Source organism: Flavobacterium sp. GL_143, assembly GCF_057834355.1.
Genome location: NZ_CM174401.1, coordinates 544,648 through 556,958 on the forward strand (window position 1 = coordinate 544,648; position 12,311 = coordinate 556,958).

Sequence of the window (12,311 nt, forward strand, 5' to 3'; positions counted from 1 at the left end):
ACAATTAATTCTTTTCTATTACTTTAACTTCTACAGCTCCCGTGTTTTGGAAAAAAGAAACTAATTCCTCTTCATTATCATTAACAGCGATTTCCATTAGGAAATGATCATCTGTTGTTCTTACATCAGGATTTTCTGCTTCTTTGAATGGCCATAATCTACTTCTCATATAAAAAGTGATTACCATTAAGTGAGCTGCGAAAAACACAGTCATTTCAAACATAATCGGCACGAATGCAGGCATGTTTTGAATGAAACTGAAACTTGGTTTTCCACCAATATCTTGAGGCCAGTCGTGAATCATAATATAACTCATCATCGTAGTCGCAACTGTTATACCAATACATCCATATATAAAAGAACATATTGCTAATCTTGTTGGCGCTAAGCCCATTGCTTTATCCAATCCGTGTACCGGAAATGGAGTAAATACTTCTTCAATATGATGATGTGCAGCTCTAGTTTTCTTTACAGCATCCATCAAAATATCATCGTCATTATAAATGGCGTATATTACTTTATTACTCATGGTGTGAATCTTTATTTGCTCTTTCTCTAATGTAATTATCTCCTGTTCCTTTCAAAATAGTTTTCACCTCTGCCTGAGCAATAACTGGGAATGTTCTAGAGTAAAGTAAAAACAATACGAAGAAGAATCCAATTGTTCCGATGAAAATTCCAATATCAACAAATGTTGGTGAGAACATTGTCCAAGAAGATGGAAGGTAATCTCTATGTAAAGAAGTAACAATAATTACGAATCTTTCAAACCACATTCCAATGTTTACAACAATTGAAATTATAAATGAGAACATGATACTCGTTCTTAATTTTTTGAACCACATGAACTGTGGAGAAAAAACGTTACATGTCATCATTGACCAATATGCCCACCAGTAAGGTCCAGTAGCTCTGTTTAAGAATGCATATTGTTCGTATTCTACTCCTGAATACCAAGCTACAAATAACTCAGTAATATAAGCAACACCTACAATAGAACCCGTAATCATGATTACGATATTCATTAATTCGATATGTTGAACTGTAATATAAGCTTCAAGATTAGAAACTTTTCTCATAATGATCAACAAGGTATTTACCATTGCGAATCCTGAGAAAACCGCTCCTGCAACGAAGTAAGGAGGGAAAATTGTAGTATGCCATCCTGGAATTACAGATGTAGCAAAGTCCATAGATACAATTGTATGTACAGAAAGTACAAGTGGAGTAGCTAAACCTGCAAGTACTAAAGATACTTCTTCAAAACGTTGCCAGTCTTTTGCTCTACCGCTCCATCCAAAACTCAAGATAGAATAAACTCTTTTATTAAAAGGAGTAATTGCTCTATCACGTAGCATAGCAAAATCAGGTAGTAAACCAGTCCACCAGAAAACTAATGATACTGAAAGATACGTAGAGATTGCAAAAACGTCCCAAAGTAATGGTGAGTTAAAGTTTACCCATAATGAACCAAATTGATTTGGTATAGGTAATACCCAGTATGCTAACCATGGACGTCCCATGTGAATAATTGGAAATAAACCTGCTTGTACAACAGAGAAAATTGTCATTGCTTCGGCAGAACGGTTAATCGCCATTCTCCAACGTTGACGGAAAAGTAATAATACTGCAGAAATCAAAGTTCCGGCGTGACCAATACCTACCCACCAAACAAAGTTTGTGATATCCCAAGCCCAACCAACTGTTTTATTTAATCCCCATGTTCCGATACCTGTAGATACGGTGTAAATTATACAGCCTAATCCCCAAAGGAAAGCTGTTAATGCGATTGTAAATACAATCCACCAATGTTTATTTGCTTTACCTTCAACAGGTGCAGCTACATCTACAGTTACATCGTGATAAGATTTATCACCTATAACTAAAGGTTTTCTAATGGGTGCTTCGTAGTGAGACGACATAATCCTTTATATTGTTTCTTAATTAATAATTTTTTGTACTAAGTATTTCTAACTTTAACGTGATAAATCACATTAGGTTTTGTTCCTACATGCTCTAATAAGTGATACATTCTATCATCAGCAGCTAGTTTAGTAACTTTGCTTTCTGTATCATTTACATCTCCAAATACCATAGCACCAGAAGAACAAGCATTAGAACAAGCTGTTTGGAATTCTCCATCAACGATAGCTCTACCCTCTTTCTTAGCATTTAATATTGTAGCTTGTGTCATTTGAATACACATAGAACATTTTTCCATAACTCCACGAGAACGAACGTTTACGTCTGGATTCAATACCATACGACCTAAATCATCATTCATGTGATAATCGAATTCACTGTTTTTGTTATACAAGAACCAGTTAAAACGACGTACTTTATATGGACAGTTGTTTGCACAGTAACGAGTACCAACACATCTGTTATAAGCCATTTGGTTTTGTCCTTGACGACCATGTGAAGTTGCAGCAACTGGACAAACAGTTTCACAAGGTGCATGATTACAATGTTGACACATAACCGGCTGGAAAGAAACTTGTGGATTATCTCCAGCTTTTTCCATTTCGTTAAATGTAGACAATGAACTTGACAATCCTGCTATATTTTCTTTTCTTTCGTTGTCTCCAGCAAAAGTACTTTCAGAAGAGTAGTATCTATCGATACGCAACCAGTGCATATCACGACTTCTTCTTACCTCGTCTTTACCTACAACTGGTACATTATTTTCAGCGTGACAAGCGATAACACAAGCCCCACATCCTGTACAAGCATTTAAATCAATTGAAAGATTAAAGTGATGTCCTGTAGAACGATCAAATGAATCCCATAAATCGACAGATGTAGCTGCTACTTCATTGTGATCTAAAGATACTTTTGGTTGTTCGTTCCAAAATTCAGCATCTTTAGTATTAAATATTTCAAGAGAAGTTTCTTTTATAATATCCCCTCTTCCCATTAAAGTTTTTTGACCTTGAACACAAGCAAACTCATGCTCTCCACTAGCTTTTGCAAGCTTAACAGATTGTACATCATTAAAACCTTTATATAAAGAGTAAGCATTTAAACCTACAATCATTTCTTCTTTTAGAGCAGCTTTACGTCCATAACCTAAAGCTAAACCAATAGTACCTACCGCTTGTCCTGGTTGAACAATTACTGGTACGTTTTCTAATTTTACTCCATCAGCAGTTGTAATAGTAGCATAACTTCCGTTTAAACCTCCATTAGCAACAATTTCATTAGACATTTGTAACTTCTTAGCATCAGCATTAGAAACAGTTACATAATTATCCCAAGAAACTCTAGTGATTGGATCTGGAAACTCTTGCAACCAAGGATTGTTTGCTTGTTGTCCATCTCCCATTCCTGTTTTAGTATATAATACTAATTCGAAATCACCAGAAGCTTTAGATTGTGATACTGCATTTGCAGCAGCACTATAATCAACAGAACCTGCAGAAAGTGCCGAAGCAGTTCCAACAAAAATACCATCGTGTAAAACTTTATTCCAAGTAGAACCTGCAATTATTCCAGAAGCATTTGCTTTGATATAATCGTAGAATGTTCCAGAATTTCCTGTTAGAGATAACAAAACATCTTGAAATTGTTTTGTATCAAATATAGGACGAATAGTCGGTTGAGTAAGACCATAAGTTCCTTTTGTAATAGATACATCGTTCCAAGCCTCTAAGTAATGAGGAACTGGAGCAGCAATTGTTGCAAGCTCAGCAGTTTCATCTTGTTTTAAAGAGAAAGCAACAGATGTTTTTACTTTTTTCAATCCTGCAACGAAAGATTCGCTATCTGCTAATGTATAAACTGGATTAACTCCACTCATAAGTAATGTATGAACGCTACCTGCTTTCATATCATTAATTAATTGAGCTACTTTAGCATCAGATCCTTTTCTTATTTGTCTTGTTTCAGAAGTTGTAAAAGCCTCACTCACCAACGCTTGGTTGATAGCTAAAACTAATAACTGAGCATTTTTATCTTGAATTCCTGATACTAATACTCCTTTTGAACCAGCAGCTTTTAATTGTTGAGCTGCTTTAGTTACTTCTGCTTTAAACTGACTGTCTAAATTAACAGCTACAGAAGAACCTGTTACAACATTATATATATGAACTAATGCTTGTTTTTGATTTGCAGTCGACATAGGTAAACGCTTATCAGCAGCAGCACCAGACAAAGTCATATTTGCTTCTAATTGGAAGTGACGAGACATTTTTCCATTTCTAGGAATACGTCCTTGTGCATAACCTGAGTCATACCCTCCTCCTTGCCAATCTCCCAAGAAGTCAGCTCCTACCGAAACGATAAGTGAAGCTTTTGAGAAATCGTAATTAACTAAAGCTCTTTCACCATAAACTGTTTCAAATGCATCCAAAGCAGATGATGACGATACCGCATCATAAACAACATGTTTTGCATTAGGGTTTTTAGCTATAAACTCAGCAATTAATTTTTCAGTAGATGGACTTGCCAAAGTATTTGTTAATAATACAATTTGACCACCTTTAGCATTCGCCTCAGCAATACTAGATTTAATTTTTAAATCAACAGCAGACCAAGTTGAATTTTTTCCTTCCAATTTAGGTTCTTTCAAACGCATACTATCATATAATGATAATATAGACGCATGGATTCTAGCATTGGCTGAAAATTTCGCTCCTGAAATTGTGTTATTGTCAATTTTAATAGGACGCCCTTCACGTGTTTTTACTAAAAGATTAGCAAAATCGAAACCATCAAAAACAGTTGTTGCATAATAATCAGCTACACCTGGTATGATTTGTTCTGGTTGCAGTACATAAGGTATCGATTTGTGAACAGGGCCTTCGCAAGCTGCAAGCGTAACTGCTGCAGTACTAAACCCAACGTACTTTAAAAAGTCACGACGTGAAGTTGAAGACGATGCTAATGCATCTGCATTTCCTAAAAATTCATCAGTAGGAATTTCTTCAACAAATTCGTTATTTCTAAGCGCCTCAACAATAGAACTATTTTCGTCTAGCTCTTCAACACTTTTCCAGTATTTTTTGTTTGATGACATTGTATATAAATATTAAAATCTTAATAATTTGATTAATAGTGGCATTTACCACACTCTAAACCTCCCATTTGCGCTGCAGTTAATTTCTCTACACCGTATTTTTTAGAAAGCTCTTCATGTATTTTAGCATAATACTCGTTTCCTTCCATCTTAACATCAGTTTTTCTATGGCAATCAATACACCATCCCATTGTTAATTTAGAATACTGTTTCATGATTTCATACTCTTGTACTGGACCGTGACAAGTTTGACATTCGATACCAGCAACCGAAACGTGTTGTGAGTGATTAAAGTATACAAAATCAGGTAAATTATGAATACGAACCCATTTTACTGGTTGTGTTTTCCCTGTATATGTTTGAGTAGCTTTATCCCATCCAACTGCATTATACAATTTTTGGATTTGCTCATCATAGAATGCTTTGCTGTACTCAGGAGTAGCAGTAGATTCAGCAACCTCTGATATGTTTTTATGACAGTTCATACAAACATTCAAAGAAGGAATACCAGCAGTCCTACTTACACGAGCAGCAGAGTGACAATATTTACAATTGATCTCGTTATCTCCAGCATGAATTTTGTGAGAATAGTGAATTGGCTGAATTGGCTCATAATTCTGATCTACACCTACTTGCATTAAGTAAGCATACACAAAATAACCACTTGCCAATAACAAGAATATAGAAGCAACTAAAACCAAAAATTGATTTCTAGCAAACGCTTTCCATAATGAAACTCTTGGCTCTTTTGGAGCAACATCGATTCCATTTGCTTTCGCAACTTTTCTTAATACATTGTTTACTAAGTAAAGCATCACTACTAGCATACCCATTACTAGAGCAAGCGCCCCTAGGATTACGCTATTAGAAATAGCCCCACTTTCACCTCCTGTACCCGGAACAGCAGCAGTTGCCGTTGGAGTTTTAGGCTCAGCCTTAGGCTCAGAAGTATAAGCAATAATGTTATCAATATCCCCTGTTGATAATTGAGGAAATGGAGTCATCACTGCTTTGTTGTGATCAGCAAAAAGCTTCACAGCAACTGGGTCACCTGATTTAATCAAATCAGAGCTATTATGAATCCACTTGTACAACCAAGCTTTATCATGTTTTGCCGACACGCCTCTTAATTCAGGACCTGTCGATTTCCCATCTAGTTTATGACATGCAGCACAATTTGCATTAAAAAGTTCTTTACCCTTTACCGGATCACCTCCCTGAGTTGCTACAGTAGCAGCAGCATCAGGCGCTGCTGGAGCAGCAGCATCTTGTGCAAATGAAGTTAGCGAGAAAATTAACGTTAGCCCTAAGCTTAAAAATAATTTCCTTGAGATCGAATTATGGTTACCCACCTTTTCCATATTGTATAATGATTATCTACTAAAATTTGGTACGGTTTTTTCTGTATACGAATTACACAAAAAAGAATACCTTCTTTTAAAACTTGCACAAAAATACAATTTAAGAACTATTCTCAAAACCTTAAAATAGTCTTAAATACCAATTTATATCAATTCTAAATAATTTTTCTAATATCCATTTATATATTAAATACTATTTTTGCATAAAAACCATCACATTATGAGAATTTTAACCCCTAGAAGGAAAACACTTTACACATCATTACTACTAGTTTTGGCATATAACATTAACGCACAAGATCAAAACATTGCACTAAACCAAGACCCCAAATTTGAGCAATTATTGAATGAAAAACGTAAAATTAACCCGTCAATTAGCGTTAACGACAGTTACAAAATCCAGATTTTTAGCGGCAAGAGTGAAGAAGCAAAAAAAACACTGATTGACTTCAAACAAGAGTTCAAAAACATCGATGGAACAATAATTTTCAACACCCCAAACTATAAAGTTATGGTTGGAAATTTTAAAAGTAAAATTGAAGCTGAGAGAAATTTAGCCGACATAAAAAAGAGATATAAAAATGTATTTCTTATCAAACCAGGCAAATAAAATCATCATTTTAACACATAAGAAAAAGACAAAATCCATTCAACTTGAATAGATTTTGTCTTTTTTATTAGCCTTAACTAAAGGCGGTTTTATTTTACCAAATAGCTCTAAAAAACTTCCCAAATCACACATATTCAAATAGATAAAACTTAAAAATCTAAAATTCTTAATCAATACAACCTTTACTTTAAGCTCATTATTTCCAAATACCAACCATCCTCATTCTCGCCCAATTCTTAGGCACAATTATTATTTTCTCCCATTAAAAACAAACTCCATTCTTAAAGCATATTACTCTTGTATTGCCTCACTTCTTTTTTAGCCGCAGCCAAATCTTTTTGAAAATCTGCATTATCTCTAAGCCTATCCACAGTTACCTTACCCATCACCCTACCCATTTCTACATCGCTATACCAATGCGCATGACAAATAATACGGCTTTCGCCAAAATCATACCCTCGTTCCAAAATCATTTTTTCATTCTCAGGGAAAATTTCTTTAAATACTAATGCCCACGCCCACCCTACAGCAGTATGACCAGAAGGAAATGAACCAACTTTACGAAGAACTTCCTCTTGCTCCGGAGTACAAGTTTTGACATTATTCATCACAAATGGACGCTCTCTGTTATAATGATTTTTAGCCGCATAGGTTGACAAACCTGCATCTGTCATTATTCTACGCATAAGTATATAAAGCTTAGGCGTCTTTTCTTCACTAATTTCAATCCCTAAAGTTGATTCAAAAGATTTTGCCGCTGCGGGAAAAGAGAGGTTAGCATCCTTCTTAGCTTGCATGAATCGCATATCATCATAAGATTCAGCTGCTCTTTTTGCATATTCTAAATCAATAGAAAAAGACGCAGAAGTATATTCTGGAGGTGGCGGCAACAACATTAAACTATTTGGCATTTCTTCCTCAGACAAATACCCCTGTAACAAACCTGGCATAACTTCTCTTAGCTGCTCAACATTTGTAAAATTGTAAGCAACATTTTTTGAATTAACTTTAAAAGACGTTAATCCCTTAATAATATGAAATATTTTAAACCTCATAAAAAACTTGATTAAAAACATTTACACCACAAAAGCTCCTTTAACACAACAAAAGCATTTTCATGATAAAAATTCCTTAACCCTTTTTAATTTATACCATATAAAACAAAACACATTAGATTACCAATACTCTTGTAATTTAGAGTACAAATAACAAGTAACACTTATATAAAGGACGGAATAATACTTTTGTCGCATCTAAACATATTTCATCTTTCTGTTTCATATTCTAATTTGCAACCTATCCATTCTTAATATTTACGTTTTATATCAATAAACTACTGAATTTTGTAGTCACATTCACATAATTAACTTTTACCTAATACAACTAAGCCAACATCTTAAAAAAACATAATCATGAAATCAAAAGTTTTTTCAACAAGCGCACTGTTATTTGGAATGTTATTACTGCCAATTCTAGCATGTTCACAAGAAGAAGTCGCTAGTCTGCCAAATGAGCCTTTTAACAGCTCTCTTTATAGTCTAGACCCTCAAGATTTAACAATAGAAGAAGGATCCATTAATGATTTCAATTCCTTCAAAAAACAAAAACCTACTCCGCCATGGTTTGTTAAGCGCTTTAAGGTTACTGCTGGTATTTTTTTTCCTATAAACAACACTAAGGTTGAAGTAGGAAATCAAAATCACACTTTTGGAACAACAATAGATTTTGAAGATGATTTAGGCTTCCGCGAATCAACAACAACTTTCTTAGCTAATTTACAATGGCGAATATCTCGCAGATCAAGATTAGACCTCAGTTACTTTAACCTAAATCGTGATTCTCATCATACACTACAAAAAGATATCGAGTTTAAAGATCACACCTATACGGTTAATTCAGATATTACAGCCTTTTTTGATACGAATATCTATATGATTTCATATGGGTATGCATTTCTTACTAGTCCGAAATATGAATTAGGTTTAATGCTTGGAATCCATGTCTTAAAAAGTGATGTCGGTATCAACTTCGAAGGAAATACCGCAAGTATTGGCTATGAAGATAGCTTTGGTTTTACCGCTCCTCTACCAGATATAGGAATATGGGGTGGATATGCTTTTACAGATAGATTAGCTCTCAATGGTAATGTTAGTTATCTTTCTGTAAAAATAGATAACATAGACGGAAAAATCATTAGTTACAATTTCTCCCTCATGTATGAAGTCGTAAAGAACTTAGATCTCGCTTTAGGTTATACAGGACTAAACTTCACTGTAGATGCAGAAAAAAACAGAGCACAAGGTTATTTAAAATGGGGATATAACGGACCTTCTTTAACCGTATCTTATTCTTTTGGTAAAAAGAAATTCTAGCACATAACAAAAAAATCCCGACAAGTCGGGATTTTTTTTTGAAAATATAAAATTCTATTTCAATTTCTTTTTGATTGCTACTTCATGGTAAGCCTCGATCACATCACGCTCTTCGATATCATTGAAGTTCTTAATTTGAATACCACAATCGTATCCTTTAGAAACTTCTTTAACATCGTCTTTGAAACGTTTCAATGCCAATAACTCTCCAGTAAATACTACAACACCTTCTCTAATAATTCTGATTTTAGAGTTTCTTGCAATTTTACCATCCATTACCATACATCCTGCAATAGATCCAACTTTAGAAATTTTGAATATCTCTCTAATTTCTGCAGTTCCAAGAATTTCTTCTTTCATTTCAGGAGCTAACATTCCTTCCATTGCATCTTTTAAGTCATCGATAGCAGCATAAATAATAGAGTAGTAACGGATATCGATTTCTTCTTTATCTGCTAACTGTCTTGCATTTCCTGCTGGACGAACATTAAATCCGATAATAATCGCATCTGATGCAGAAGCCAACATAACGTCAGTTTCAGTAATCGCTCCAACTCCTTTATGGATAATATTAATTTGAATTTCTTCAGTAGATAATTTAGAGAACGAATCAGATAATGCTTCAACAGAACCATCCACGTCACCTTTAAGGATCACGTTCAATTCTTTAAATTGACCAAGAGCAATACGACGACCAATTTCGTCTAATGTAATATGTCTTTGTGTACGTACAGATTGTTCACGCATTAATTGAGAACGTTTAGATGCAATTTGTTTTGCTTCTTTTTCATCTTCAAATACATTAAACTTATCACCTGCAGTTGCCGCACCATCTAAACCTAAAACAGATACTGGAGTTGACGGACCAGCTTCTAGAACTGTGTGCCCTCTTTCATCATGCATGGCTTTAATTTTACCATGATGTTTTCCAGCTAGCATATAATCTCCAATTTTAAGCGTTCCGTGTTGTACTAAGATAGTCGAAACATATCCTTTTCCTTTATCTAAGAAAGCCTCAACAACAGTTCCCTGTGCTGCTTTATTAGGGTTTGATTTTAAATCTAAAATCTCAGCCTCTAACAATACTTTTTCTAATAAGTCTTTAACACCTAATCCTGTTTTTGCAGAAATATCATGCGATTGGATTTTTCCTCCCCAATCTTCTACAAGTAAATTCATACTTGCTAATCTTTCTTTAATTTTCTCAGGGTTAGCATTTGGCTTATCAACTTTATTTATAGCAAATATAATTGGTACTCCAGCAGCTTGTGCGTGAGAAATTGCCTCTTTTGTTTGTGGCATGATATCATCATCCGCCGCAATTACAATAATAGCAATATCGGTAACTTGAGCTCCACGTGCACGCATCGCAGTAAACGCCTCGTGACCTGGTGTATCTAAAAATGCAATTTTTTGACCATTATCCAATGTTACACCGTATGCTCCAATGTGTTGTGTAATTCCTCCAGACTCACCAGCGATAACATTTTCTTTACGGATATAATCCAGTAAAGATGTTTTACCGTGATCGACGTGACCCATTACAGTAACAATTGGCGCTCTTACAACTAAATCTTCTTCTTTATCTGCAACTACTTCGATAGCTTCTTCGATATCTACAGTAATAAACTCAACTTCATAACCAAACTCATCGGCTACAATAGTTAATGTTTCTGCATCAAGACGCTGGTTCATGGTAACCATGATACCAAGTGACATACAAGTACCAATAACTTTAGTAATTGGCACATCCATCATAATTGCAATTTCACCTACAGTAACAAACTCAGTAACTTTAATAGTTTTACTTCCTTCGTCTAAAGCTCTTTGCTCATCATCAGATTTCTGACGGTGCGTGTCTCTCTTATCTCTACGGTATTTAGCAGCTTTTGATTTTCCACCTTTACCTTGTAGTTTTTCAAGCGTTTCTCTAATTTGGTTTTTTACTTCCTCTTCAGTAGGCTCTACTTTTGCTACAATTGCAGGACGGTTTCCTTTTACAAAACCTGGTCTTGCACTTCTGTTAGCATTAAATCCTCCTCCAGCTCCTCCTGTATTTGGAGTAATTTTATTAGGATTTGGTGTTCCTGGTGGCGTTGCCGGTCTAGGCGCACCTGGCTTAGGAGCAATTCTTTTACGCTTATTTTTATTAGCGTTATTTGCAGCTGCTCCTGGAGCTCCTGGTTTATTAGGAGTTATCTTTGGATCTTCTTTCTTCTTTTTAGGCTTATTAAATTGAGATAAATCAATTGTTTGACCAGTAAGAGTAGTACCAGATAATTTTTGATATTGTGTTGTTATCGATTCTTCAACAGGAGGCGTAACTGGAGCAACAGGTTCTGCTTTTACAACAGGTTCCTTTACTGGAGCAACTACAACTGGCTTAGACTCTTTTTTCTCAACAACTTTCTCAACAACAGGTTTTTCTTCTTTTTTCTCAGCAACAGGAACTGGTGGTTGTACAGGTTGAACTACCTCTTTTTGAATAGGTTTTTCTTGCTTTACAACTTCCTTAGGTATTTCAACTTTTTCTGGCTCTGCTACTGAAGGAGTGTTTGGAATAATTGCAGGCTTTTTCGGATTTAAATCAATTTTACCAACTTGAACTGGACCAGTTACTACAGCTCTCGCTTTTATAACCTCTTGTTGTTTTTGGCGCTCTTCGTCTTGTTTGCGTTTGTCTTCAATTTCTTTTTCGCGTTCTACACGCAATGCTTCTTTCTCTTTTCTCTTTTCCTCACCAACTTCTTTAGAAGCCTCCTTATTTCCCTTATCGCCCGCAAATTGGCTTTGTAGGATATTAAATTCCTGATTAGAAATTTTTGCGTTTGGATTTGCATCAATAGCAATTCCCTTATCTTTTAGATAATCCACAGCTCTTTCTAATGAAATATTTAATTCCCTTAAAACCTTGTTTATTCTTATTACTCTCTCTTCAGACATAAAACCTT

Annotated in this window: 8 protein-coding genes; 2 read left to right on the forward strand and 6 right to left on the reverse strand. The window is 35.0% G+C overall.

What is annotated here, in order from left to right; translation table 11 throughout:
- Positions 1-4: 4 nt before the first annotated feature.
- Genes AC3IPI_RS02235 through AC3IPI_RS02250 form a run of 4 tightly spaced genes read right to left on the reverse strand, consistent with a single transcriptional unit; the run spans position 5 to position 6,378 of the window.
- Entirely contained in the window at positions 5-529 is a 525-nt protein-coding gene (locus AC3IPI_RS02235; protein WP_039111893.1) for a DUF3341 domain-containing protein, read from the reverse strand.
- Complete coding sequence (nrfD, locus tag AC3IPI_RS02240) at positions 522-1,922, reverse strand: NrfD/PsrC family molybdoenzyme membrane anchor subunit (protein WP_039111892.1); 1,401 nt, start codon at positions 1,920-1,922, stop codon at positions 522-524. Before nrfD ends, AC3IPI_RS02235 begins: the two co-directional genes overlap by 8 nt.
- Before the next feature lie 38 nt (positions 1,923-1,960).
- Positions 1,961-5,017: a TAT-variant-translocated molybdopterin oxidoreductase gene (locus tag AC3IPI_RS02245; RefSeq protein WP_086894884.1), complete on the reverse strand. Its 3,057-nt coding sequence runs from the start codon at positions 5,015-5,017 to the stop codon at positions 1,961-1,963.
- 32 nt (positions 5,018-5,049) lie between these two features.
- Entirely contained in the window at positions 5,050-6,378 is a 1,329-nt protein-coding gene (locus AC3IPI_RS02250; protein WP_039111890.1) for a c-type cytochrome, read from the reverse strand.
- A gap of 220 nt (positions 6,379-6,598) precedes the next feature.
- Between AC3IPI_RS02250 and AC3IPI_RS02255 the strand changes: the two genes are divergently transcribed.
- Entirely contained in the window at positions 6,599-6,988 is a 390-nt protein-coding gene (locus tag AC3IPI_RS02255) for an SPOR domain-containing protein (RefSeq protein WP_039111889.1), read from the forward strand.
- Between the two features lie 281 nt (positions 6,989-7,269).
- On the opposite strand, the gene AC3IPI_RS02260 is transcribed toward AC3IPI_RS02255, so the two are convergent.
- On the reverse strand, positions 7,270-8,043 hold the full coding sequence (locus tag AC3IPI_RS02260) for an acid phosphatase (protein WP_489156842.1): 774 nt from the start codon (positions 8,041-8,043) through the stop codon (positions 7,270-7,272).
- Between the two features lie 357 nt (positions 8,044-8,400).
- On the opposite strand from AC3IPI_RS02260, the gene AC3IPI_RS02265 reads away from it, so the two are divergent.
- Positions 8,401-9,360 (forward strand): hypothetical protein, encoded by a 960-nt coding sequence (locus tag AC3IPI_RS02265; protein ID WP_489156844.1) that lies wholly within the window; start codon positions 8,401-8,403, stop codon positions 9,358-9,360.
- Positions 9,361-9,414: 54 nt separating this feature from the next.
- Here the strand turns inward: AC3IPI_RS02265 and infB are convergent, their stop codons facing one another.
- Positions 9,415-12,303, reverse strand: coding sequence for a translation initiation factor IF-2 (gene infB, locus AC3IPI_RS02270; RefSeq protein ID WP_489156846.1), 2,889 nt, complete (start codon positions 12,301-12,303; stop codon positions 9,415-9,417).
- Positions 12,304-12,311: the final 8 nt, after the last annotated feature.

Coding starts and splice junctions, on each gene's coding strand:
- AC3IPI_RS02235 (WP_039111893.1), bottom strand. CDS start 529: ATGAGTAATAAAGTAATATACGCCATTTATAATGACGATGATATTTTG.
- nrfD (WP_039111892.1), bottom strand. CDS start 1,922: ATGTCGTCTCACTACGAAGCACCCATTAGAAAACCTTTAGTTATAGGT.
- AC3IPI_RS02245 (WP_086894884.1), bottom strand. CDS start 5,017: ATGTCATCAAACAAAAAATACTGGAAAAGTGTTGAAGAGCTAGACGAA.
- AC3IPI_RS02250 (WP_039111890.1), bottom strand. CDS start 6,378: ATGGAAAAGGTGGGTAACCATAATTCGATCTCAAGGAAATTATTTTTA.
- AC3IPI_RS02255 (WP_039111889.1), top strand. CDS start 6,599: ATGAGAATTTTAACCCCTAGAAGGAAAACACTTTACACATCATTACTA.
- AC3IPI_RS02260 (WP_489156842.1), bottom strand. CDS start 8,043: ATGAGGTTTAAAATATTTCATATTATTAAGGGATTAACGTCTTTTAAA.
- AC3IPI_RS02265 (WP_489156844.1), top strand. CDS start 8,401: ATGAAATCAAAAGTTTTTTCAACAAGCGCACTGTTATTTGGAATGTTA.
- infB (WP_489156846.1), bottom strand. CDS start 12,303: ATGTCTGAAGAGAGAGTAATAAGAATAAACAAGGTTTTAAGGGAATTA.